The 22,023-nt window shown below is 63.4% G+C and carries 23 protein-coding genes and 1 other RNA gene; 15 read left to right on the top strand and 9 right to left on the bottom strand.

The features are described 5' to 3' along the window. Positions 1 to 98: 98 nt before the first annotated feature. The 4 genes from ubiG (at position 99) to M9799_RS20655 (ending at position 2,348) form a co-directional block, all read left to right on the top strand. Positions 99 to 812, top strand: a complete 714-nt coding sequence (gene ubiG / locus M9799_RS14745; RefSeq protein ID WP_231044630.1) for a bifunctional 2-polyprenyl-6-hydroxyphenol methylase/3-demethylubiquinol 3-O-methyltransferase UbiG — start codon at positions 99 to 101, stop codon at positions 810 to 812. Further along, complete coding sequence (locus M9799_RS14750; RefSeq protein ID WP_231044631.1) at positions 809 to 1,483, top strand: HAD family hydrolase; 675 nt, start codon at positions 809 to 811, stop codon at positions 1,481 to 1,483. Before ubiG ends, M9799_RS14750 begins: the two co-directional genes overlap by 4 nt. A 12-nt stretch (positions 1,484 to 1,495) precedes the next feature. Then, positions 1,496 to 1,872: a transfer-messenger RNA gene (gene ssrA, locus M9799_RS14755) on the top strand. Positions 1,873 to 2,066: 194 nt separating this feature from the next. Continuing rightward, positions 2,067 to 2,348, top strand: coding sequence for a hypothetical protein (locus M9799_RS20655; protein WP_422692618.1), 282 nt, complete (start codon positions 2,067 to 2,069; stop codon positions 2,346 to 2,348). A gap of 235 nt (positions 2,349 to 2,583) precedes the next feature. Here M9799_RS20655 and M9799_RS14760 read toward each other — a convergent pair whose 3' ends face one another. Both M9799_RS14760 and M9799_RS14765 read right to left on the bottom strand, forming a co-directional pair. Continuing rightward, the gene (locus tag M9799_RS14760) at positions 2,584 to 3,513 is read right to left on the bottom strand and encodes a hypothetical protein (RefSeq protein WP_231044632.1); all 930 of its coding nucleotides are present in this window, start codon (positions 3,511 to 3,513) and stop codon (positions 2,584 to 2,586) included. 51 nt (positions 3,514 to 3,564) lie between these two features. Next, positions 3,565 to 3,741 (bottom strand): hypothetical protein, encoded by a 177-nt coding sequence (locus tag M9799_RS14765; RefSeq protein WP_231044633.1) that lies wholly within the window; start codon positions 3,739 to 3,741, stop codon positions 3,565 to 3,567. A gap of 648 nt (positions 3,742 to 4,389) precedes the next feature. Here M9799_RS14765 and M9799_RS14770 point away from each other — a divergent pair. Then, entirely contained in the window at positions 4,390 to 4,842 is a 453-nt protein-coding gene (locus M9799_RS14770; protein ID WP_231044634.1) for a hypothetical protein, read from the top strand. A gap of 207 nt (positions 4,843 to 5,049) precedes the next feature. On the opposite strand, the gene M9799_RS14775 is transcribed toward M9799_RS14770, so the two are convergent. The 3 genes from M9799_RS14775 to M9799_RS14785 all read right to left on the bottom strand — a co-directional run bounded on the left by M9799_RS14775 (position 5,050) and on the right by M9799_RS14785 (position 8,453). Next, positions 5,050 to 5,964 (bottom strand): polysaccharide deacetylase family protein, encoded by a 915-nt coding sequence (locus tag M9799_RS14775; protein WP_231044635.1) that lies wholly within the window; start codon positions 5,962 to 5,964, stop codon positions 5,050 to 5,052. Continuing rightward, complete coding sequence (locus tag M9799_RS14780; protein WP_231044636.1) at positions 5,964 to 6,956, bottom strand: Bug family tripartite tricarboxylate transporter substrate binding protein; 993 nt, start codon at positions 6,954 to 6,956, stop codon at positions 5,964 to 5,966. The genes M9799_RS14775 and M9799_RS14780 overlap by 1 nt, the downstream gene beginning before the upstream one ends. 114 nt (positions 6,957 to 7,070) lie before the next feature. Then, positions 7,071 to 8,453 (bottom strand): amidohydrolase family protein, encoded by a 1,383-nt coding sequence (locus tag M9799_RS14785; protein WP_231044637.1) that lies wholly within the window; start codon positions 8,451 to 8,453, stop codon positions 7,071 to 7,073. A 120-nt stretch (positions 8,454 to 8,573) separates the two neighbouring features. Between M9799_RS14785 and M9799_RS14790 the strand changes: the two genes are divergently transcribed. Both M9799_RS14790 and M9799_RS14795 read left to right on the top strand, forming a co-directional pair. Next, positions 8,574 to 9,293: a GntR family transcriptional regulator gene (locus tag M9799_RS14790; protein ID WP_231044638.1), complete on the top strand. Its 720-nt coding sequence runs from the start codon at positions 8,574 to 8,576 to the stop codon at positions 9,291 to 9,293. Continuing rightward, positions 9,293 to 10,048, top strand: a complete 756-nt coding sequence (locus M9799_RS14795; protein WP_231044639.1) for an aspartate/glutamate racemase family protein — start codon at positions 9,293 to 9,295, stop codon at positions 10,046 to 10,048. Before M9799_RS14790 ends, M9799_RS14795 begins: the two co-directional genes overlap by 1 nt. 47 nt (positions 10,049 to 10,095) lie before the next feature. On the opposite strand, the gene M9799_RS14800 is transcribed toward M9799_RS14795, so the two are convergent. Next, positions 10,096 to 11,526 (bottom strand): amidase, encoded by a 1,431-nt coding sequence (locus M9799_RS14800; RefSeq protein WP_231044640.1) that lies wholly within the window; start codon positions 11,524 to 11,526, stop codon positions 10,096 to 10,098. A gap of 268 nt (positions 11,527 to 11,794) precedes the next feature. On the opposite strand from M9799_RS14800, the gene hydA reads away from it, so the two are divergent. From hydA to M9799_RS14815, 3 genes are all read left to right on the top strand, one after another. Further along, entirely contained in the window at positions 11,795 to 13,276 is a 1,482-nt protein-coding gene (gene hydA / locus M9799_RS14805; protein ID WP_231044641.1) for a dihydropyrimidinase, read from the top strand. Positions 13,277 to 13,359: 83 nt separating this feature from the next. Continuing rightward, positions 13,360 to 14,097 carry an aspartate/glutamate racemase family protein gene (locus M9799_RS14810; protein ID WP_231044642.1) on the top strand — a complete coding sequence of 246 codons (738 nt, stop codon included), beginning with the start codon at positions 13,360 to 13,362 and terminating at the stop codon, positions 14,095 to 14,097. Positions 14,098 to 14,137: 40 nt separating this feature from the next. Continuing rightward, the gene (locus tag M9799_RS14815) at positions 14,138 to 14,932 is read left to right on the top strand and encodes a maleate cis-trans isomerase family protein (RefSeq protein ID WP_231044643.1); all 795 of its coding nucleotides are present in this window, start codon (positions 14,138 to 14,140) and stop codon (positions 14,930 to 14,932) included. 124 nt (positions 14,933 to 15,056) lie between these two features. Here M9799_RS14815 and M9799_RS14820 read toward each other — a convergent pair whose 3' ends face one another. The 3 genes from M9799_RS14820 to M9799_RS14830 are packed head-to-tail and all read right to left on the bottom strand — an operon-like array spanning position 15,057 to position 17,699. Then, positions 15,057 to 15,830: an ABC transporter ATP-binding protein gene (locus tag M9799_RS14820; protein ID WP_231044644.1), complete on the bottom strand. Its 774-nt coding sequence runs from the start codon at positions 15,828 to 15,830 to the stop codon at positions 15,057 to 15,059. Positions 15,831 to 15,833: 3 nt separating this feature from the next. Then, positions 15,834 to 16,676, bottom strand: coding sequence for an ABC transporter permease (locus M9799_RS14825; protein WP_231044645.1), 843 nt, complete (start codon positions 16,674 to 16,676; stop codon positions 15,834 to 15,836). Between the two features lie 12 nt (positions 16,677 to 16,688). Beyond that, positions 16,689 to 17,699 carry an ABC transporter substrate-binding protein gene (locus M9799_RS14830; protein ID WP_231044646.1) on the bottom strand — a complete coding sequence of 337 codons (1,011 nt, stop codon included), beginning with the start codon at positions 17,697 to 17,699 and terminating at the stop codon, positions 16,689 to 16,691. A 257-nt stretch (positions 17,700 to 17,956) separates the two neighbouring features. Here M9799_RS14830 and M9799_RS14835 point away from each other — a divergent pair, with 257 nt between their 5' ends. The 5 genes from M9799_RS14835 (at position 17,957) to M9799_RS14855 (ending at position 22,011) form a co-directional block, all read left to right on the top strand. Then, a complete protein-coding gene (locus M9799_RS14835; protein WP_263725518.1) occupies positions 17,957 to 18,775 on the top strand; it encodes a fumarylacetoacetate hydrolase family protein in 819 nt (272 codons plus the stop codon). A gap of 10 nt (positions 18,776 to 18,785) precedes the next feature. Continuing rightward, a complete protein-coding gene (locus M9799_RS14840; protein WP_231044648.1) occupies positions 18,786 to 19,481 on the top strand; it encodes a GntR family transcriptional regulator in 696 nt (231 codons plus the stop codon). Positions 19,482 to 19,726: 245 nt separating this feature from the next. Further along, a complete protein-coding gene (locus M9799_RS14845) occupies positions 19,727 to 20,050 on the top strand; it encodes an ArsR/SmtB family transcription factor (RefSeq protein ID WP_231044649.1) in 324 nt (107 codons plus the stop codon). 109 nt (positions 20,051 to 20,159) lie between these two features. After that, on the top strand, positions 20,160 to 20,666 hold the full coding sequence (locus tag M9799_RS14850; RefSeq protein WP_231044650.1) for an arsenate reductase ArsC: 507 nt from the start codon (positions 20,160 to 20,162) through the stop codon (positions 20,664 to 20,666). Between the two features lie 55 nt (positions 20,667 to 20,721). Further along, positions 20,722 to 22,011: an arsenic transporter gene (locus tag M9799_RS14855; RefSeq protein WP_231044651.1), complete on the top strand. Its 1,290-nt coding sequence runs from the start codon at positions 20,722 to 20,724 to the stop codon at positions 22,009 to 22,011. Positions 22,012 to 22,023 lie beyond the last annotated feature (12 nt).

The raw sequence follows: 22,023 nt of genomic DNA on the forward strand, positions 1-22,023 counted from the left end.
AACGGGGCTTTTTTTATGGCTGCGCGCCGCCCGAGGCCACAGGCGCCCCCTTGCGGAGGGGGCGCCTGCCCCCACATTCCAGCGTGAAGGAAAAGACGATGCAAGACGCGATCAATGTCGACCCGGCCGAACTGGCCAAGTTCTCCGATCTGGCCCACCACTGGTGGGATCCGGAAAGCGAATTCAAGCCGCTGCACCAGATCAACCCGCTGCGCCTGGAATGGATCAACGGCATCGCCCCGCTGCACGACCGTGACGTGCTCGATGTCGGCTGCGGCGGTGGCATCCTGGCCGACGCCATGGCACGCAAGGGCGCGGTGGTGACCGGCATCGACCTTGCCACCAAGTCGCTGCGCGTGGCGCAGCTGCATGCACTGGAGGCCGAGACCCCAGGCATCCGCTATGAGGAAGTGGCTGTCGAAGCACTGGCCAAACGCCAGCCCGCGAGCTTCGATGTGGTCACCTGCATGGAGATGCTCGAGCATGTTCCCGATCCGGAATCGGTGGTGCGGGCCTGCGCCCAGCTGGTCAAGCCCGGAGGTTGGGTGTTTTTTTCCACCATCAATAGAAACGTGAAATCTTTTGCGCAAGCAATTGTTGCAGCCGAGTACTTGCTAAACCTGCTGCCGCGTGGTACGCACGAATATGCCAAGATGATCCGCCCCAGCGAGCTTGCCGCCTACTGCCGCGCCGCAGGTCTCAACGTGCTGCACGCTCGGGGCCTGCAGCACAACCCGCTCACGGGTCGCTACTGGCTCAGCGCCGACACCAGCGTGAACTACATGATCGCCACGCAGAGGCCCGCCGAATGAACAATGCGTTTTCCGGTATCCAGGCTGTGCTGTTCGACCTTGACGGCACCTTGATCGACAGCGCCCCCGATCTGGGCGCCGCAGTGGACCAGATGCGCGTCGCGCGTGGCCTGCCATCGCTGCCCGCCGAGCAATACCGCCCGATGGCGGGTGCCGGCGCGCGCGGAATGCTGGGCGTGGCCTTCGGCATCACGCCCGATGCGCCCGACTACGAGGCGCTGCGCGAGGAGTTCTTCAGCAACTACGAGGCGCGCATGACGCAGACCACCTATGCGTTCGACGGCATCGCCCAGCTGCTGGCCGACATCGAGGCGCGCGGCCTGCGCTGGGGCGTGGTGACCAACAAGTCGTCGCGTTTCACAGATCCGCTGACCCGCGCCATGCCCATGTTCGGCGGGGCAGGGGCGGTGGTGAGCGGCGACACCACGCCGCACTCCAAGCCCCATCCCGCGCCGCTGTTCGAGGCCGCCAGCCGCCTGGGCCTGCCGCCCGAGGCCTGCATCTACGTGGGCGACGACGAACGCGACATCGTCGCCGGCCGAGCCGCCGGAATGAAGACCGTGGCCGCCCTCTACGGCTATCTGGGCGCGGTCGACGCCAACGAGCACTGGGGCGCCGACGCGGCAATAAAATACCCACACGAGCTCTTGCAATGGCTCGAAGTGTCCTAAAATGTGCTTCATGGGGCTGTCCTGGTTTCGACGTAGGTTCGGAGCCGGTGTGGTGCATGTCGAGCTTGAATGATGCTCGTAAATCTCCGTTCAAAAAACTAACTGCAAACGACGAACGTTTCGCACTCGCCGCTTAATCCGGTGAGCTTTGCAACAGCACGTTGATGGGCTGGGCAAGGGGGTCGCAAGACCTCCAGGCTGCAAAGGAATTTTCATCAACTGGTTCCGTGCCGGGTACCTTGGTATGGAACGAGAAAATAGGGTACTGGCTTCGTTCACAGCGTGCGCCTACGCGGTGATTGAGGCGAGATTTAAATTAGAGCGCTAAACATGTAGATCTGCCCGGTAAAGGCTTGCGGACGCGGGTTCAATTCCCGCCAGCTCCACCATCCATGAAGGCCAAGTGATTGATTCACTTGGCCTTTTTTCATTTTTGCGTGCTCTCAGGCTGACCCATTGACCCAAGGTGTTACGGCGGGGTGACACCAGCAGGTGCGAGGCTCGCATGCAATCTGTCTGACTTGGACTGTGCCGCAACCGCTACGGCAATCAGTTCCACACGCGCATTCGTATTCCCAAGGACTTGGCCCCACTGCCGGGACGTGCCGAAGTGCGGCTATCACTTGGCACGGAGGTGCGCCGGTACGCGATTGCCGCTGCGCGCCTGGTCCATTCGAGGAAAATCACGGCCTTCGATGAAATGAGAGCCGTGATGGACAGCAAGCACACCACTCCTGCACCTGAGCAGCAGGCAGAGGCTCGCCAATGCCTCTTACAGGCCACCCGGCAGCATGAAGTAGCGAAACCTAGAGGGTTCCAGGAAGATGCTCTTTACGCTTTGGAGGCCAATGTGCGAGGCCAGTAAGAGGCACAAATCCTAGCCCTTGACTAACTGGAACAAGAAGATCGCTCTGCAGCATTTGTTCAAGCCCGGCGCATGCATGAAATCATCGGTAGTGCCGATCCAATTCAAGAGGCTTTCAAGCCGAAGACGCAACATGGAACCGCAGTGGACGAACTTGTTCAGATCAAGGCAAGCATCGCCCAAGCCAACCGTGCGACACAGGCTGAAGAGCATGAGCTGACCTACGCGCGAGGCGCTATGGCTTCGCCTCGGGGAAAAACATTTGCGCATTCCGCGACTGAATGGCATTGACAAAGAGTGCATACGCTGTGTCAAAAGTGGACTGTTGGGTCACGCCGTGCTTGTGGGCAACCAGCGCACGCAATGCAAGAGGGCGCGATTCCTCGCAGAGGTTCAGGCTCGCACAAGCATCGACTACATAAGGGTCGCCGGCACCGCAATTTGTGCCGGTTCCTTCGCAAACCGCAGCAAGCCAGGCCAGACGCATCGAATCCAACGCGGAATCTCCATTGAATTCGACGTTTCCCAACTTGATCGACTCCTGATGCTGACTTAGCAAGCTACTGCCGATATATTGCAAAAGCAATGCGTCGTTGGCTTGCAGAACCTCCCCGAATACTTCCTTCTGCCGGGTCGGATCTGCTCCAGCCTTGGACCATTTTTCATTTATCTCGGACAAGCCCTTCGGAAAACGCGGGTCCACAGCGACCTGTCGCAAGGTATCGAAAGACAATTCATCAGAACTGAATGAACCACAGCGCTCTTGTTGCAATTGCCTTGCCGAATCTTGCTGTGCAGTTATTGCTGGAACTTCGCGCAATCCTAGATTTTTTAAGGAAAAACAACGTCCCAATATATCCTTGGCATAAAATCGTGCTTTAGGCGAACCAGATCGCAATAATGCCTCATAGACAACACGATAGTCACGCGATGTCCGCATCATCTCTTCAACATTCGAAGAATCGGCTCCTTCAGTGGGTTGCGTCAAAGGCGGATCAGTCGATTTATCGATTGGATCAATAGATGGAATTACAACATGCTCCCAGGAATTTACGTTTGATGCCGTATTTTCTTGTCCACGCTCCCCCCGCCAATAAATCAATGAAGAAAACAGGATTAAAAAAATAGTTATCGCAATAATCACATATTTATATTGTATTTTCATCTCAAGACTTCCTGCACACTGGGTGCGGCTGAGGAATCCCACTTCCCTGCTTCATAGAGCTCCATGCGAAAACTCCAATCCACCTGACATTCCGAAGCCTGAATAATTATCATAGCCGCCTGTCACGGTCACCACCGGTAGATCTTGGGCATTCAAAGGTGAAATTCCTGCCATGAAGAACCACAGTAGAGTAAATGGCCTTGCATAAAAATCCATCCGCTTTTTCATGGAATTTTTTCATGATCCCTTCGGTTTTTCTTCATGATACTAATTCAATGAATTTTTTTGGATAAGATAAAGTTCCAAAACAGGCCGTGCCATCTCCTACAGTGAAAAATTCAAGTCAACTCTTGCGGTGATCCCACTGTCAACCGTGCCTGGCAATCATGACCAATTGCTCTCAAAAATCAGGAAATCGCAATTTTTTGAAAATCGAATTCCAACAACACAATGCAGCACCTTCCATTGGTAGGCCACACCTAGGTTCACTGCAACGTCGCACCCAGCTGCGCACATAGAGCAAATGGAACTGGCGCCAGCCCCGCGCCGGAGGCCTTCATCTTCTGCGACGCACGATCAGCACTAGGACCAGCACAAGGGCTTCGCGTAGTGCAGAACCCAACACTTGCCAGCGAATAGGAGATTTGCGGTAGCAGTCAGGGGTGTTGCCGCAGACGGTAGCAGGGCAAGACAACGTGATGATGCCTGAGGATTGTGTCAGGCGCTGTTAGCGTTACCTCGGCAATAGCGCTTTACTGTGGCGCTGCCGAGGCCAAAATGCGCGGCTGTAGCTGCGATGCTAGCGCTGTTGGTCTTGCGCCATGCTTGCACAGCGTCTGCATCGGCCTTTGCTGGGCGCCCAGGAGAAGTTTTTCCATGCTGTGTTTTGCCGGTCAGGACAAGTTGATCGCGCGCTACTGCGCGTCCCTATGCTGTGCGCTCAAGAATGCGCTTGCGCTCCATGTCCGCAACCCGAGCCAGCACTGCAAGGATCAGTTCTCCAACACCCGGAGCGATCCGCCCCAGGCCATGCACCTCAACGGCTATCCCTCGATTCAGCAAGCCGCGAACAGTGGCTTGCACATCCAAAGCATCGTGGCCCAAGCCATCAACTGCCTAAGCATGAATGCTGTCTCACTTGCGGTTGCCGCCCAATGCAGCGCGCTGGTCACTCCACCATTCTCCTGGGCACAGTGCTCCAGCCACATGCTTCTTAGCCAAGCATTGGGCTGGCAACGCATCATGTCGAGAGAGGGCGGTATGCCAGGTTCCACACTGCCCACCCTGATGGCATATGCGATGTATGGAAGCATATCTGGGACGTACTGATTTGAATCGACGCTACGCCTGGGATTTCGAGCTGATCGGCGCGCAGGGCGCTGATGTTTATGCATCGTTGTAGTGACAAGGTGAGCGCATGCCATCGAAGCTGGTAACTGCCGTGCCCATGGCCCATTCCGACGCCTGGCGATGAAACCCGGCATCGGTCACAGGCGCCTGACCTGTCACGGCCGGTTCCGGCAGTGCCTTGCCGGATCACGCATCCAGCTGAAGCCAGTGATTGGCAATGGCGTCGCGCCTGGCCACCCAGATACTGCCTTTTTGCTGGATATGGGCCAGTATGCGATGCAAGGCGCCGATGCGTGCGGGGCGCCCCAGCATGCGCAGGTGCAAGCCGATGGAGAGCATGCGCGGCTGGGTCTCGCCTTCCTTCCACAGCCAGTCGATGGCTTCGATCACATAGTCGGCAAACTCCTTGGCGGTGGAAAAGCGCTGCGTGTGCTGAAAATGCATGTCGTTGGTGTCGAAGGCATAGGGCAGCATCACATATGGCCTGCCTTGGGGATTGGGCACGCGCACCGGCAGGTCGTCGCCGTAGAAATCGCTGTCGTATAGAAAGCCCTGTTCGATCAGCAGCGCGCGCGTGCGGGGAGACGACGCCGAACGCGTGTGCCAGCCTACGGGGCGAACGCCCGTGGCTTGCTCGATCGCCGCCACCGTGCGCCGGATATTGTCCCGCTCCACCTCGGCCGGCAGCTGGGCGTGGCTTTCCCAGCGCCAGCCATGGGCCGAGATCTCATGCCCTCGGCGAAAGGCGTCCCGGGCGAGTTCCGGCAAGCGCTGCACGGCCGCGCCGCAGGCGCTGACGGTGCAGGCAGCGCCAAACTCCTCCAGCACCTGCATGATGCGCCACCAGCCGACGCGGGTGCCATAGTCGAAGTGGGATTGCAGGCAGGGGTCGGGCACCGTGTCCAGGCGGTCGATGACTTCATATACCGCTTCGTTGTGGCGGTCGCCCTCCGCGATGGCATATTCCGCGCCTTCCTCGAAATTCACGACCAGCGACACCGCCAGGCGGGCCCCCTCAGGCCACCGCGCATGGGGTGGCCGGCCCTGGTATCCCAGCAGGTCGCGCGCAACGGCAAAGGGAATCGGGTGGTTGAGAGACATCATTCCACCTTCATGCCGGCTTGCTTGACCAGCGCGCCGTAGCGCTGGATCTCCTGGCCGAGAAAGGCATTGATGGCCTGGGGCGTGCCGCTTCCGGCTTCGGCGCCAAGCTCGGCAAAACGCCGTTGCACGGCTTCTTCCTTCAGGACCGCAGCGACGTCCTCATTGATGCGTTTCACCACCGGGGCTGGGATGCCCTGGGGACCCAGCATCAGGAACCAGGAGGAGAAGTCGTAGCCCTTGACGCCCGCTTCCTGCATGGTGGGAATGTCGGGTGCCAGCGGCGAACGCTCGCGGGTGGTGATTGCCAGGGCGTTGAGCTTGCCGGCCTTGACGTGCGGCAAGGCGGTGGCCAGCGGGTCGATCATCCAGTCGACATGGCCGCTGAGCAGATCCGTCATGGCCGGCGCGGAGCCCTTGTAGGGAATGTGGGTGGTTTCGATCCCGGCGGTGGTATTGAACAGGGCTGCCGCCACATGGCTGGTGGAGGCGTTGCCCGAGCTGGCATAGGTTTGCTGGCCGCTGGCCTCTCGGGCTTTGGCCACCAGCTCCTGCACGGACTGCACGGGGACGCGTCGCGGGTTGACCACCAGCAGACTGGGCATGGTTGCCAGCTTGGCGATGGCGGTCAGGTCCTTCGTGGTGTCGTAGGGCAGCTTGGCGTACAGATGCGGGTTGATGGCATGGCCTACGGTCACCACCATCAGGTGATGGCCATCGGCCGGCATGCGCACCACGGCACCAGTGGCCACCACGCCGCCGGCACCGGGCTTGTTCTCGATGACGACCGCCTGCCCCCATTTGCGCGACAGGCCGTCGCCGACGATGCGGGCAAACACATCGGCCGAGCCGCCGGGCGGGAAGGGCACCGTGATCTTGACCGGCTGGCTGGGAAATTCGCTGGCCGCCAGGCTCGGTACTGCGGCATGCAGGGCGCACAGGGCCACGGCGGTGGCCAGCAGGGAACGGCGGATAGAGAAGGGGGTTTGCACGGCAGAGCTCCATGGATCAAAGAATGGAAGCTCTCATGCAAACTGCGTGCCACATCGGCAGGTATGGTTGAAATTAATATGCCGTATGGTTAACCAAATATGGATATTTGCCGCTCAATGGGGCTGCCAGTACTGCTTGCCATGTGCTCCCCACAGCTGGCGGCATGCCGCCTCTGCCTCGGCACAGACCTGCTCCATATCGACTTTGGCAGGGCGGCCTTGCTCCACGACGATCTCGCCGTCGACGATGACCATGGACACATCGCGGCCCTGGCCGGTGTGCACCAGGTTGCCCAGCGGATTGACGTGCGGCACCAAGTGGGGGCGGTTGGCGTCGAACAGCACCAGATCGGCACGCTTGCCGACTTCGATGGAGCCGATCAGGTGTTCCAGGCCCAATGCCTTGGCGCCTCCCATGGTGGCCATGTGGAACACGTGCCGGGGCTGGAACTCATCGCTCACGCCGCCTTCCTGCACGCGTGCGGTGTTCAGCGCCCAGCGCATCAGCTCCACCATGTCGCCATGCTGCGTATCGGTGGCCAGCGCCATGTTCACGCCCGCGCGCAGGATGGCCGGGGTATTGGCCATGCGTCCGGAAGTGATGTTGCACTTGGGGATATGGACGGCATGCGCGCCGGCGCGAGCCATGCGCGACAGGTCGTCCGGCGTCAGGTAGATGCAGTGGCCGCCCATCAGGCGGTGGTTGAGCAGCCCCGCTTCTTCCAGGACCTGCACGGAAGTCTTGCCGGTGCGCTCGCGCACCCGCTCGACCTCCACCTGGCTTTGCCCCAGGTGGGTGGAAACCACCAGATCGCGCTTTTGCGCCTCCTGGGCGATGGTGGCCAGAAAGCCGTTCGAGCAGGTATCGGCGGCATGCGCGGCCAGATTGACATAGACGCGCTGGTGGTCCTTCCAGCGCTCGTACAGCGCCAAGCCAGCTCCCAGGGTGCGCTCGCCGATGGCGCTGTCGTAGTTCCACTCGCCATGCGCGACCCGCGCGAAGTCCACGTCATGGATGCGCCAGCTTGGCGCCAGGCGCAGGCCCAGCTCCAGCATCGCCTCGGTGCTGGTGTCCGCGTGCACGAAGTTGTCTCCCACCAGCGTGGAGCCGAACAGCATCGCCTCCAGGGCGCCCAGCCGCGCCAGGGCGCGGGCCTGCTCGGGGTTGACTTCGGTGCCCTTGGGGATGCCTGGCGTATAGGACGGCGCGAAACCCAGGTCCACCGCCACCCCGCGCACCATGCTCAGGATGGAATGCACATGCGGGTTCACGAACCCGGGCGTGACGAAGTGGCCCGGCAGGCGCAGTTCCCGCCGGGCGGTGTAGTGGACAGGCGGCTCGCGGTCGAACCAGGTGATGCAGCCGTCGGAAATGCCCAGGCACCAGCCCCGGCATTCCGCTTGCTCCGGGTCGGCGGTCAGGAAAATGGCGTCGCGCAGGAGCAGGTCGAACGCGAGAGGCGCATTGGCGAGGGGAGTGGGCGTGGAGTCGGTCATGGCGTTGGGAGGCAAGGTGCGGTGCGTTATATTGCGCGGAAGGTCAAGAAATCATAAAAAATTTGGTTAACCAAAATTGATTCTAATGTTAAAAATTCTTGGAGCTGTTTCAGCGAGCGCATGAAGAAAGAAACAAGTCAGGCTGCAGAGCCCGTGGCCATTACCGAGCAAGTGCTGTACCAAAGCATCGAATGCGCCTTGCTGGAAGGGCGCCTGCCTGCGGGTACGCCGCTCAGGGAGCGGCATCTTGCGGAGTCCTTCGAGGTCACCCGGGGCATGGTGCGCAAGGTGCTGATCCGCCTGGGGCAGGACGGCAAGCTGGATGTGCAGCCGAACCGTGGCGCCTTCGTGCCCACGCCCACGCCGGCGCAGGTGGTGGACGCCTACCAGGCGCGTGTGGCACTGGAGTGCGGTGCTCTGATGGAGCTGTCGGCCAGGATCACACCTGCCCAGCTCCAGCAGCTGCAGGAGATGGTCAGGCACGAGCACAGCGCCGCGGCCAGCGGCCAGGCACGCCAGCATTCGGTGCGCATGGCCGGCAACTTTCACACGGCCGTGGTGGAGATCCTTGGCTCGCCCACGCTGCTGGCCATGTGCCGGCAGTTGATTGCGCGCACCCAGATGTATGTGGCGCTGTATGAACCACAAAGCGCCAGCGAATGTGCGCCCCAGGAGCATGCCCAGGTGTTGCAGGCGCTGGAGAAGCGCGATGCGCAGGGCGCCGCGCAGGCCATGAAGGCGCATTTGCTGCTGGTGCAGAACCGCGTCTTGCAGCGCATGCAGCCACGCCCCTGCGCGCCCGTGGCGGACATCCTGAAATCCATCATCCAAGGCCACTGATGCAATTGCTGCTTCTCAACCCCAATACCAGCGACCACGTCACGCAGCGCATGCGGCAGACGGCCCAGACCGCCTTGAGCGGCGCGGCGGATATCGTGGGCGTCACGGCCACCGAAGGCCCGCGCATCGTGGGCAGCCGGGCCGAGAACGTGCTTGCCGCGCAGCAGGCGCTGGCGCTGGGCGTGGCGCATGCCCCGGGCATGGACGCCGTCATTCTGGCCATCTCCACCGATGCCGGCCTGTGGGCCCTGCGCGAGATATTGGACATTCCCGTGGTCGGCATGCTCCAGGCCGCCTTGCTCTGTGCCGCCCAGCTGGGCCAGCGCGTGGGTCTCATCACGCTGGGCGCGCACATGCTGCCGGTCTATCAGGAGCAAGCCCGCCTGTACCAGCTCGACGGCTTGATGCATGCCTGGAGCGCGCCGGCCTTGCCCCAGGCCTTCGCCCCCCACGCCCAGGCCGTGGAGCCTGAAGTGCTGGCACAGTTGCAGCTCCATGCCGAGCAGATGATCGACAGCCACGACCTGGATGTACTGGTCCTGAGCGGCGCGGTGCTCAGCGGCTACCGCGCGGCGCTGCAGGCGCAGCTGCCGGTGCCGGTCATCGACGGCATCGAGGCGGCCGCCTGGCAGGCGGTGGCCATGGCCCGAATGGGCAGCGCCAAAGCGCGCATCGGCAGCTTTTCCCGGGTCATGGGACGGGAGGTGAGCGGGATGCCAGCGCAATTGACGGCCCGAATGCGGGCGCTCGTGTAGCCTGCGGGTGGCGCAAGGGGACCAGATCTGCAGCCCCTGCATTCCGCTCAATCCTCGCGCATCAGCGGGCTGCGCATATCCAGCTGCCAGATCCGTTCCGCCTGCGCCGCCAGTTGCAGCACGCGCGCATCCTGGAAGCGTGCCGCCGAGATGTGCAGCCCCAGGGGCAAGCCGTTGCGCCCGAAGCCGCAGGGCACGGAAACGGCGGGCACGGCGCCGTAATTGAAGATCGGCGTGAAGGCGGCATGGCCGCGCGGGCCGGCAGGCATGCCGCCGATCATGGCCGGGCCCATCAGCCCGTGCGGCCAGGCTTCGACGGGCGCCGTCGGACACAGCAGGGCGTCGTAGCGCGCATGCAAGCGCGTGAAGCTGGCGTGGAACTGCTCGCGCAGCTTGAGCAGTTCTGTGATGCGCATGCCGCTGAGGGCCGCACCCAGCTCGATCTGCTCGCCCAGGTTGGGCATGATGCGCTCGGGGTGGGCGGCCCAGTCCTGGCCAAAGCGTTGGGCCAGGCCGGCCTGCTGGATGGCAATCAAGGGATATTCGCGCGCGCCCTCGGGCCAGACGGGGTCGGCGCGCTCGATGTTCCAGCCGGCCTGGCGCAGCGCATCCACGGCATGCTCCATGGCGGCCAGCACATCGGCGTCGATGGCCAGATCGCAGCCCAGCTGTGGCGACCAGGCCAGGCGCAGGCCACGCACGTCCTGGTGCAATTGCGCCATGGCATCGGGCTGGGCGAAGGCGGGGCATGACAGTGGGTCGGCTGGCTCCCAGGCGGTCAGGCAGTCCAGCATCCAGGCCGCATCGCCGACATTGCGCGCCAGCTGGCCGATGACCGAAAGCAGATGATTGGGATCGTCGAAGCCTTCGGCGTTGGGCACGCGCCCCAGGGTGGGCTTCATGCCGACCAAGCCGGTGTGCGCGGCGGGGCGGCGGGTGGAGCCGCCGGCATCGGTGGCCAGCGCGAGATGGCCGATGCCCGCGGCCAGCGCCGCCACGGCGCCGCCCGACGAGCCGCCGGGCGTCAGCCGCGTATCCCAGGGGTTGCGGGTGGTGCCGTGCAGCTTGGTAGTTGTGATTCCCATGCAGGCGAATTCCGAGCAGGTGGTCACGCCCAGGGGGATGGCGCCGAGGGCGCGCAGCCGCGCCACGCACCAGCTGTCCTGCGGCGCTATGAAATCCTCGAACAGAAGGGAGCCAAAGGTGGCGGGTGCGCCTTGCAGCCACAGGTTGTCCTTGACGGTGAAGCACACGCCGGCCATGGGCAGCGATTCGCCGGCAGCCAGGCGCGCATCGACCTGTGCCGCGGCTTGCAGCGGGATCGCGGCATCGAAGAAGGCAAAGGCGTTGAGCTGCGGGTTGAGCTGCTCGATGCGCGCCACCATGTGGCGGGCGACATCGGTGGCGCGGAGCTGGCCGGCGAGGACCTGCTGGGCAGTGTGCTGGGCGGACCATTGATGGAGAGCGGTGCTGGGCATGGCAGAGCAGATGGTTGATGGGAAGTTGTATCCAATTTGAAGCAGCTGCACCAAGGAGACACACGCAGTGCCCCGATGGGGTGCGGCAGGGCTCAAATGAACGGGCAGTGCAGAGATCTGTATGCAATTCCGGTTCCAGCTTTGGATGGACTAGCGAAACTTTGTATACATGTACTGGTTGTTTTGCTGGAAATACGCTGTGTCCTGGCACACGATTTGCATTACATGTGCACCCCGCAAACCACGCCGCTCCCCAAGAAAGACCCGTATGACCGAATCTCCACCTGCCGCAGCCTTCGACCTGGTGGTGCGCAATGCCCGCGTGATCACGGCCGCCGACGAAATGCATTGCGACATCGGCGTGAAGGACGGGCGCATCATGCAGATGGGCGCTGGCCTGGCGGGCGGCACCCGGGAGATCGACGCGCAGGGGCGGGCCGTCACGCCCGGCGGCGTCGATGCCCATTGCCACCTCGAGGAAATCACCAGTGGCCCGGTGCGCATGGCCGATGATTTCGACACGGGCACGCGTGCCGCGGCCTGCGGCGGAACGACCACCGTGATCCCGTTTGCCGCGCAGCAAAAGGGCCATTCCCTGCGCGCCGCCGTGGAGGAATACCGCCAGCGTGCCGCGGGGCGCGCGCATGTCGATTACGCGTTCCACATGATCGTCACCGACCCCACGCCCGAAGTGCTCGAGCGCGAGCTGCCCGCGCTGATCGCCGAGGGCTTCACGTCATTCAAGATCTACATGACGTATGACGCGCTCAAGCTCGATGACGGGCAGATCCTGGACGTGTTGTCGGTGGCGCGCGCGCATGGCGCGATGGCCATGGTGCATGCCGAGAATGCGGAATGCATCGCCTGGCTGACGCGCAAGCTCGAAGCCGCAGGCCGCACCGCGCCACGCTTTCATGCCGTGGCCCGGCCGATGCTGGTGGAACGCGAGGCCACGCACCGCGCGATTTCCCTTGCCGAGCTGGTGGACGTGCCGATCCTGATCGTGCATGTCTCGGGCCGCGAGGCGGTGGAGCAGATCCGCTGGGCACGCTCCAAGGGCCTGAAGATCTTCGCCGAAACCTGCCCGCAATACCTGTTCCTGACCAGCGAAGACCTGGGGCTGGACGACAGCTACGAAGGCGCCAAATGCGTGTGCAGCCCGCCGCCGCGCGACAGCGCCAACCAGGAAGTGATCTGGGATGGGCTCAATGACGGCCTGTTCTCGGTGTTCTCCTCGGACCATGCGCCTTTTCGCTGGGATGGCGAGCAGGGCAAGAGGCCGCAGGGCCAGGAGGTTGCATTCGGCCGCATCCCGAATGGCATTCCGGGCATCGAGACCCGCATGCCGCTGCTGTGGTCGCAAGGCGTGCTGGCCGGGCGCATGACGCCGCAGCGCTTCGTCGAGCTGACCTCGACCGGGCCCGCCAAGGCCTACGGCCTGCACCCGCGCAAGGGCTGCATCGCGATCGGCGCGGATGCCGACCTGGTCATCTGGCAGGAAGGGGACTTCACGCTCACCAACGGCATGCTGCACCACAACGTCGACTACACGCCCTATGAAGGCATGCAGTTCAAGGCCTGGCCCGCAATGACCATCGCGCGCGGCCAGGTGCTGTGGGACGGCCGGCACTTCACCCCGGCGCCGGGGCATGGCCAGCTGCTGGCGTGCGGCGAGCCGAGCCTGCTGGCCGAGCGCGCGCGCTTCACGCACCGCTACCGGCCGCAGTGCACCGCGGACGATGGCTGCTGAGGGCCAGGGCCGACCGACCCTCTTTTCTTTTCCACCAGCGGCTGGCGCGTACATGCGCCGGCGCTGCTTTTCAGGAGACACGCATGCGCTTGCTCATCATCAACCCGAATATTTCCGAGAGCGTCACGCAGCTGATCGAGGCCGAGGCCCGCCTGAGCGCGGGGCCACAGACGGCGCTCACCATGCGGACCGCGCCCTTTGGCGTAGCCTATATCGAGACGCGCTTCGAGGCGCTGATCGGGGCCTATGCCGTGGCGCAGGTCGCGGCGGAGCATGTGGCCGGGCACGACGCAGTGATCGTGGCGGCCTTCGGCGACCCGGGCCTGGCGGCCCTGCGCGAAGCCCTGCCGGTGCCGGTGCTGGGCATGACCGAGTCGGCATTGGCCACGGCCTGCCTGCTCGGGCACCGTTTTTCCATCATCGCCATCAGCCAGCGCATCCAGGCCTGGTACCGCGAAGAGGTGCAGCGCCACCAGCTGCAGGGCCGGCTGGCCAGCATCCGGGCGCTGGACGAGCAGCTGGCCAATATCGGCGCGGTGCAGCAAGACCACGAGGCCGCCTTGCTTAGCCTGTGCGAGCAAGCCATCCGCGACGACGGCGCCGAGGTCATCGTGATCGCCGGTGCGCCGCTGGCGGGCCTGGCGCGCAAGCTCAAGGACCGCATCGGCGTGCCGGTGGTCGATGGCGTGTCCAGCGCGGTGCAGCACGCCCAGAGCCTGGTCAACCTGCAGCCGCGCAAGGCCACGCAAGGCAGCTATGCCCGGCCTCCACGCAAGCCCCACCAGGGCCTGCCGGACAGCCTGGCCGCGCTGCTGGGCTGAGCGTTCTGCTTCCAACTGCCATTTGCCCACAGGAATTTCCATGACCGCCGAAACCCCCAAAACCTTGCGCCTGGGTGTGCTCACCCCTTCGTCCAACACGGCGCTGGAGCCGTTGACCAGCGCGCTGGTCGCCAGCTACCGGCCCGAGCGCAGCGCGCTGGAGGCGGCCGATGCCGGCGCGGTGACGGCCCACTTCGCGCGCTTCAAGGTCACCGAGATCGGCCTGAACCACCAGGCGCTGAACCAGTTCGACGACAGCCACATCCTGGCCGCGGCGGATCTGCTGGCCGATGCGAAAGTCGATGTGATCGGCTGGAGCGGCACGGCCGCCGGCTGGCTGGGGTTCGAGAAGGACCAGCAGCTGGTGCAGAGAATAGAGCAGCGCACCGGCATCGCGGCGACCACCGCTGTACTGGCGCTCAACGAACTGCTGGCGCTGCGCGGCATCGAGCGCATCGCCATCGCCTCGCCCTATACCCAGGACGTGCAGCAGCGGATCGCGGACAACTACGCCCGTGCCGGTATCGAGGTCGTGGCCGAGACGCACGAAGGCATTCGCGACAACCACCAGTTCGGCATGCTCGAGCCCGCGCTGCTGCTGCAGCGCCTGCGCGCCCTGGCCGGGCACGAACGCGCGCCACAGGCCTTGATCACCTACTGCACCAACCTGCGCGCCGCGCAGTTGGCGCCGGCCCTCGAAGCCGAATTCGGCGTTCCGCTGCTGGACACCGTGAGCACCACCGTCTGGGGCATGCTGCGGCGCGCGCAGTGGCCCACCGCGCCGCTGAGCCCATGGGGCATGCTTTTCGAGGAGGCGGTCCCGGCCCGGATCTAGGACCCAGAAGCGGCCATCTCCCACGGGACACCATCGAGTGTCCTTTTTTGCGCCGGCGGCCAACAAGAAGGCCGATGCCCGCTGAAGGCAGCGGACATCGGCCGGATGGCGAAGCGCAGGCCGATTACGCGGCCATGGCTGCGGAAGAGGGCCGCAGCAGCTGCAAGATGGTGCGCTTGTAGTCGTTGAAGCGCGCCGAGGTCGGGTCGCGCGGGCGTTCCAGGTCGATCTCCATCATCTCGCTCAGCCGGCCGGGACGCGCCGACATCACCGCCACATGGGTGCCCAGCGTCAGCGCCTCATCGATGCCATGGGTCACGAAGACGATGGTGGTGTTGCTCTCGCGCCAGATGCGGATGATCTCGGCGTGCATGTCCATCTTGGTCTGCTCGTCCAGCGCGCCAAAGGGTTCGTCCATCAGGATCACTTCCGGATTCATCAGCAATGCCCGGGCGATGCCCACGCGCTGGTTCATGCCGCCGGAGAGTTCGCTAGGATAGTGGTTCTCGAAGCCGCGCAGTCCCACCATGTCGATGAACTTCTGCGCGCGCTGGCGGCGTTCGTCGCCGCCCCCGCGCCCCTGCATCTTCAGATGGAAGGCGACGTTCTCCCATACCGGCAGCCACGGCATCAGATTGGCCTGCTGGAACACGAAGCCGCGGTCCGTGCCCGGCGCGGTGACGACGCTTCCGCCCACGTTGACGGTGCCCGAGGAGGGGTTGTCGAAGCCGGCAATCATGTTCAGCAGGGTGGACTTGCCACAGCCGCTGGGCCCGAGCAGGCACAGGAAGTCATTGCGCTTGACCTGAATGCTGACCTCCTGCAGCGCCGTGACCGGCGCCTTGCGCTGGGGGTCCTCGAAAATGCGCGAGACCTTGTCGATGGTGATCAGGGACATGGTTCAACCCTCCTTGGACTGCAATGTGGTGGCGTGCTGCCAGCGCAGCAGGCGGGCAAAGATCTTGCGGATCAGCGCGTCGCTGAGAAAACCCATCAGCCCGATGCTGCACATGGCGGCAATGACGATGTCGTAGCGCAGGAAGTAATACGAATCCCACAGCACATAGCCCACGCCGCTTTTGACGGCGACCATCTCGGCCGTGACGCTCAGCATCCAGGCCGAGCCCACCGCGATGCGCAGGCCCGAGAAAATGCTCGGCAGCGCCGCAGGGAACACGATGTGGCGCAGCAGCATGCGGCTGCTGCCACCGCACATGGCGCCGGCGCGCAGCAGGTTGCGGTCGCAGGTCTTCACGCCGTGGATGGTGGACAACAGGATAGGGAAGAACGAGCCCATGAACACCAGGAAGATGGCGGGCTTGTTGGCGATGCCGAACCAGATGATCGCCAGCGGAATCCAGGCCACCGGAGGAATGGGGCGCAGGGTCTGCAGCGTGGGCTCGAACAGCTTCTCCACCGTCTTGGACCAGCCGATGGCGATGCCTGCGGCGATGCCCACCGTCGTCGCGATGAGAAAGCCCGAGAACACGCGCGTGGCGCTGGCCAGCACATCGCTGATCCATTTGCCGCTGTACATCTGGGAATTCCCATCGGTTTCGAACACCCAGTCCGCCCAGGCGATCAGCACCTGGCTGGGGGCCGGCAGCAGGGCCTGGGGCAGGATGCCGGAGCGGGAAAAAATCTCCCATCCGCCCAGGATCAGGAAGGGCACGATGAACTTTTCAATGCGCCGGTACAGACTGCGCCCCGGGGGGGCGCGCAACGCTGCGTGTTCAGCTTTCATGGGTGATGCGCCTCAATAACCCATGGCGGCCTTGGGCTGGCCGGTCACTTTTTCCAGGAAGCTGTAGTCCATGGCCTTGTCGATCTTGGGCGTGACATCGGTGCGCAGGTACTTGAGGTCGTACATCATCTGGGCGATGGCCTTGGTGGCCGGACGGTACATATGGTGGTCCGGGTAGAGGTTGCTCACCGAACCCTGGGCAACCGCCGGGGGCAGGCCCGTGGCCTTCTGGATGGTGTCGACAAACAGCGTCTGGTTCTTGCCCAGCGCGGCATTGACCTTGATCACGCCGCGCACGGCTTCGAGCACGCCGGCGGGCTTCGCCTTGAGCACATCGGAGCGCGTCACGATCAGGTTGGACAGCTTGCCCGCGGCCTGGTCATAAGGGAAGCTGAACAGCTTGGCCGCATCGCTGAGCACGATCTGCGCGGCAAATGGATCGACCGCGCTGATCATTTCCACCTCGTTTCGGCGCAGCGCCTGCAGATGGTCCGCGGGGTTGGGGATGTTGACGAACTGCAGGTCCTTGTTCACGTCGATGCCATGCTTGGCGAAGGTGCCGCGCATGTGCAGATCCTGGGCATTGCCGCGGGACGCGCCGACGCGAAACGGCTTGCCCTGGGCCTTGAAATCCGCGATGGTTTTCTTCAGGCCGGCCCAGTCATCGGCTTGCACCGGCAGGGCGCTGGAGATCAGCAGGCGCGAGCCGCCGTTGATCTGGCCGGCAATGGCCACGACGTCGAAACCCTTATCCAGAGCCGTCACGAAGTGCAGGTAAGTGACCTGGGCGACATCCAGGTTCTTGGAAACCAGCGCCGTCAGTACGTCATTGCCGGTATTGAAGTTCACGCCTTCGATCTGCACGCCGTTTTCCGCCTGGGCCGGAACCAATGCCACTGCGGAGCAGTGCGCGCATTTGGCATAGCCGAGCTTGATGCTGTCCGCGGCATGGGCGGCGGTCCCGGCCCATGCGCTGCCGAGTGCGGCAACCAGGGTGAGTGTTTTGACAGTGCGTTTGAACATGGTGCATTCCATTCTGGAAAAAGGGCTGGAGCGCACAGCTACGCAATTGCTGTGCCAGAAATTGCGTACAAAAGATCGAAGTTTTGGCTACGCTTCATCCCGGTCATCTGCACTTTTTTCGGGATTCTCTGCACAATGACCATGCGTTGCCCGGCTTTGGTGCCGCTTTCGCCTCCCACCGTTGTTGCCCATGCCGACAAGCAGGCACAGAACGTGCTGCCGGATGTACTGAAACAACGATCGGATTGGCTACAAAAATGCGTGCACCGGAATTTCACAAGTCGCAAGTGCTGCAGGCACTGCGCGAAGCCCACCAGAGCGGCGTGGCAGCGGATGCGTCAGGAGTTCGCGACGACATCGATGTGCTGGCCGTGCTGCAGCATGCCGCCGCGGCCGGGGGCTGGAGACCCGGCAGCGCCCCGGCGTACTGGAAGTCAGGCGGCCCTTCGCCTGCGCTGCCCCTGTTCCATGCCCCGCTGCCGACACAAGGGGTGTTGCCAAGCCATTCGGAACGGAACCCGGCGCGTATCGGCCAGCCGGCCTGCACGCTGTATGGGGTGGAGGCGGAAATCGCCTTGCGCATAGGACGCCGGGTGGACCGGGCTCTTGCCTTGACGCTCACCGCGGACAGCGTGCATGGGCTCGTGGATGCCATGACGGTGGCCATCGAGTGGGTGGATTCGCGCTGGCGGCAGAATCTGCAGGCACCGTTGCCCCTGCTGCAAGCCGACAGGCTCAGCCATGGGGCGCTGGTGCTGGGCCAGGATTGGTTACCGTATCTACCCCGGGATTGGTCGGCGCAGCGCTGCACGGTGCAAATCGATGCCGAAGCTGTGAGAGAGTTCAAGGGCTCGCATCCGCTGGGTGACCCCTCCGCGGTGCTGTTGCCCTGGCTCTTGCATGCCACGGAACATTGGGGCAGCGTGGAGGCCGGCAGCGTCGTCACCACCGGCAGCTGGACGGGCATACTCCAGGCACGGGCTGGCAGCCGGGTGGGCGTGTCTTTTGACGGACTGGCGCAAGCCTGGCTCGAATTCGGCGCCGGCTCCTCGGCGCCACCTTTTTGCAACGAATAACGAGAACTGCATGGAGAACAGAAAAACCGTGGCGCCCGTCGATATCTACCAGAAGATCTACAACGCCGTCGTGGAGCATCGCCTGCTGCCGGGCACGAAGCTGTCCGAAGAGCGCGTGGCCGAGCTTTTCCAGGTCAGCCGCACGCAGGTGCGCAGCGTGCTGCAGCGCCTGGCGATGGAGCAATTGGTCACGCTCTATCCCAACCGGGGTGCGTTCGTGTCGCAGCCCACCGCCCAGGAAGCCAAGGACGTGCTCTGGATCCGGCGCACGCTCGAGCCTGCGGCCGTGGAGCGCGTGATCGCACGCATCCAGTCGGGCGCAGCGCCCGGCGCTATCAAGCGCCTCAAGGCCATTTTGCAATCCGAGCAGAAAGCCCGCGCTGCCGGCGACCGCAGGCAGGCGGTGCGCCTGTCCGGAGAGTTCCATGTGATGCTGGCGGAGCTGTCCGGCAGCCCCTGGCTGACCCGGCTCATCAAGGAGCTCACGCCCTTGACCTGCCTGGCCATCCTGACGTTCGAGGCACCCACCAGGGCGGCGTGCCTGCATGACGAACATGCACAGCTGGTGGATGCTATTCAACAGGGCGATGCAGAGGCCGCCAAGGCCATCATGGCACAGCATCTAGCCCACATCGAAGAGGCTTTGAACCTGGAAGACTTGCCGCGCGCCGAGCTGGATCTGGCGGAAATTCTGTTGGGGGACTAGGGTGAGCGGGTGGATTTACGACCTCATGGAGTGTGCTGTCGGAGGGCCTCTGTGGTGGCAAATCACAGTGAGGGCATTGGTATCTGCCGACCGTTTATTAACGATAAGCGGCGCTTATCGTTACTAAAGTGACGCACTTGCTTGGGTCACTAAGTTCGGGTGTCTTCAGCATTCGTCGGGGCTATTCAACCTTATTGACCAGAAACAACTTTTCAACTATTCAATAGTTGATGTATTATTGATAAATGCAAGAAGCCAAGATCATTCGCTCCCTCTCAGCCCTGGCCCATGAAGCCCGCCTGCGTGTGTTCCGCGCTTTGGTAGTGGCTGGGCCGGAGGGCCTCACCCCCAGCGCCCTGGCAGAGCAATTGGGCATTGCGCCCAACGCGCTCTCCTTTCACCTCAAGGAGCTGTCCCATGCCGAGTTGGTCAGCCAGGAGCGCCAGGGGCGCAATGTGCTGTACCGCGCGGCCTTCCCGACGATGAATGAATTGCTGGCTTATCTCACGGAGAACTGCTGCCAGGGCGCCGTCTGCACGCCTGCGGACGCCATCTCCTGCAGCTGCTGATCAGCCGGCCTGCAACGCTTATTGCCAACGCCTGCCTTTCCCCGCGTGCCCCAGCGGTGACCACTGCGGCGCCTCGCGCCATTGCCCTCAAGTCCTGCTGCTAAAACTCATGACCGAAACCACTGCCCCCTTGAATGTCCTGTTCCTGTGCACCCACAACTCGGCGCGCAGCATCCTGGCCGAAGCCCTGCTCAACGACATGGGCCGGGGCCGCTTAAAGGCTTATTCGGCCGGCAGCAGCCCACGTTCCAACCAACAGCCCAACCCGCTGGGCCTGCAGGTGCTGCAGCGCGCCGGCGTGTCGGTAGAAGGCCTGCGCAGCAAGACCTGGGACGAGTTCGCCGCGCCCGAAGCACCCCACATGGATCTGATCATCACCGTCTGCGACAAAGCTGCGGGCGAGGTCTGCCCGATCTGGCCCGGGCACCCGGCCACGGCGCACTGGGGCTACCCGGACCCTTCCGCAGGCGATGCGCCTGAAGACACCAAGCTGGAAGCCTTCCGCCAGACCATGCACCTGATGCGTCGCCGCCTGGAACTGCTGGTCAATCTGCCTGCCGACAAGCTGGACAAGACACGCTTGCAAAGCACGGCGCGCGAAATGTCCGCCTCCTGACTTCCTGCGCCTTCGTCCACGAACGCATGCCTCTCACCCATTGCACTCTCGCACCATGCTCACGGCTGCCCTGATCTTTGTTTTCACCCTGGTTCTGGTCATCTGGCAACCACGTAACCTGGGCATCGGCTGGAGCGCTTCGCTGGGCGCGGCCATTGCGCTGCTGCTGGGGGTCGTGCATCTGACGGACATTCCGGTGGTCTGGAACATCGTGTGGAACGCCACCGCCACCTTTGTCGCCGTGATCATCATCAGCTTGCTGCTCGATGAGGCGGGGTTCTTTGAATGGGCCGCGCTGCACTTTGCGCGCTGGGGCGGCGGCCGCGGCACCAAGCTCTTTGCCCTCATCGTGCTGCTGGGCGCGGCCGTGTCTGCGTTGTTCGCCAACGATGGGGCCGCCCTGATCCTCACGCCCATCGTGATGGCGATGCTGGTGGCCTTGGGCTTCTCGCCAGCAACCACCCTGGCCTTTGTCATGGCGGCAGGGTTCATCGCCGACACGGCCAGCCTGCCGCTGATCGTGTCCAACCTGGTCAATATCGTTTCGGCCGATTTCTTCGATATCGGCTTCAACGAGTACGCCTCGGTCATGGTGCCGGTCAACATCGCCTCGGTGCTGGCCAGCCTGGCCATGCTGCTGCTGTTCTTCCGCCGTGACATTCCCGCGGCCTACGACCTTGGCAAGCTCAAACGCCCGGCCGATGCCATCAAGGACCCTGCCACCTTCCGTGCGGGCTGGGTGGTATTGGCCCTGCTGCTGATCGGCTTCTTTGGCCTGGAGCCCCTGGGCGTGCCGGTCAGCGCCGTCGCGGCAGTGGGCGCAGCCATCTTGCTGGCCGTGGCGAGCCGCGGGCCGGTCATCAGCACAAGGAAGGTGCTGCACGGCGCTCCCTGGCAGATCGTGATTTTCTCGCTGGGCATGTACCTGGTGGTCTATGGTCTGCGCAATGCAGGCCTGACAGACTACCTGGCCGCGATGCTGGACCGCTTTGCGCAGGGCGGCATCTGGGGTGCTGCCATGGGCACCGGCCTGCTGTCTGCCCTGCTGTCGTCCGTGATGAACAACATGCCGACCGTACTGGTGGGCGCTTTGTCCATCGACGCCTCCAATGCCAGTGGCATCGTCAAGGAAGCCATGGTCTATGCCAATGTGATCGGCTGCGACCTGGGTCCCAAGATCACCCCGATCGGCAGCCTGGCTACGCTGCTGTGGCTGCATGTGCTGGCCAGGAAGGGCATGACGATTGGCTGGGGCTACTATTTCAAGGTCGGTACGGTGCTGACCGTGCCGGTCCTGCTGGCCACCCTTGCGGCCTTGGCACTGCGCCTGAGCCTTTTCGCTTGAAGCCACCCTCTG

Source organism: Comamonas endophytica (assembly GCF_023634805.2).
Lineage (GTDB): Bacteria > Pseudomonadota > Gammaproteobacteria > Burkholderiales > Burkholderiaceae_C > Comamonas > Comamonas endophytica.

Bases quoted from the DNA above. Each gene is read 5' to 3' on its own strand.
- ubiG (WP_231044630.1), top strand. From the start codon at position 99: ATGCAAGACGCGATCAATGTCGACCCGGCCGAACTGGCCAAGTTCTCC.
- M9799_RS14750 (WP_231044631.1), top strand. From the start codon at position 809: ATGAACAATGCGTTTTCCGGTATCCAGGCTGTGCTGTTCGACCTTGAC.
- M9799_RS14830 (WP_231044646.1), bottom strand. From the start codon at position 17,699: ATGTTCAAACGCACTGTCAAAACACTCACCCTGGTTGCCGCACTCGGC.
- M9799_RS14840 (WP_231044648.1), top strand. From the start codon at position 18,786: ATGGAGAACAGAAAAACCGTGGCGCCCGTCGATATCTACCAGAAGATC.
- M9799_RS14800 (WP_231044640.1), bottom strand. From the start codon at position 11,526: ATGCCCAGCACCGCTCTCCATCAATGGTCCGCCCAGCACACTGCCCAG.
- M9799_RS14775 (WP_231044635.1), bottom strand. From the start codon at position 5,964: ATGTCTCTCAACCACCCGATTCCCTTTGCCGTTGCGCGCGACCTGCTG.
- M9799_RS14820 (WP_231044644.1), bottom strand. From the start codon at position 15,830: ATGTCCCTGATCACCATCGACAAGGTCTCGCGCATTTTCGAGGACCCC.
- M9799_RS14810 (WP_231044642.1), top strand. From the start codon at position 13,360: ATGCGCTTGCTCATCATCAACCCGAATATTTCCGAGAGCGTCACGCAG.
- hydA (WP_231044641.1), top strand. From the start codon at position 11,795: ATGACCGAATCTCCACCTGCCGCAGCCTTCGACCTGGTGGTGCGCAAT.
- M9799_RS14765 (WP_231044633.1), bottom strand. From the start codon at position 3,741: ATGAAAAAGCGGATGGATTTTTATGCAAGGCCATTTACTCTACTGTGG.
- M9799_RS14785 (WP_231044637.1), bottom strand. From the start codon at position 8,453: ATGACCGACTCCACGCCCACTCCCCTCGCCAATGCGCCTCTCGCGTTC.
- M9799_RS14825 (WP_231044645.1), bottom strand. From the start codon at position 16,676: ATGAAAGCTGAACACGCAGCGTTGCGCGCCCCCCCGGGGCGCAGTCTG.
- M9799_RS14795 (WP_231044639.1), top strand. From the start codon at position 9,293: ATGCAATTGCTGCTTCTCAACCCCAATACCAGCGACCACGTCACGCAG.
- M9799_RS14845 (WP_231044649.1), top strand. From the start codon at position 19,727: ATGCAAGAAGCCAAGATCATTCGCTCCCTCTCAGCCCTGGCCCATGAA.
- M9799_RS14815 (WP_231044643.1), top strand. From the start codon at position 14,138: ATGACCGCCGAAACCCCCAAAACCTTGCGCCTGGGTGTGCTCACCCCT.
- M9799_RS14835 (WP_263725518.1), top strand. From the start codon at position 17,957: ATGCGTGCACCGGAATTTCACAAGTCGCAAGTGCTGCAGGCACTGCGC.
- M9799_RS14790 (WP_231044638.1), top strand. From the start codon at position 8,574: ATGAAGAAAGAAACAAGTCAGGCTGCAGAGCCCGTGGCCATTACCGAG.
- M9799_RS14850 (WP_231044650.1), top strand. From the start codon at position 20,160: ATGACCGAAACCACTGCCCCCTTGAATGTCCTGTTCCTGTGCACCCAC.
- M9799_RS14770 (WP_231044634.1), top strand. From the start codon at position 4,390: ATGCTGTGTTTTGCCGGTCAGGACAAGTTGATCGCGCGCTACTGCGCG.
- M9799_RS14760 (WP_231044632.1), bottom strand. From the start codon at position 3,513: ATGAAAATACAATATAAATATGTGATTATTGCGATAACTATTTTTTTA.
- M9799_RS14855 (WP_231044651.1), top strand. From the start codon at position 20,722: ATGCTCACGGCTGCCCTGATCTTTGTTTTCACCCTGGTTCTGGTCATC.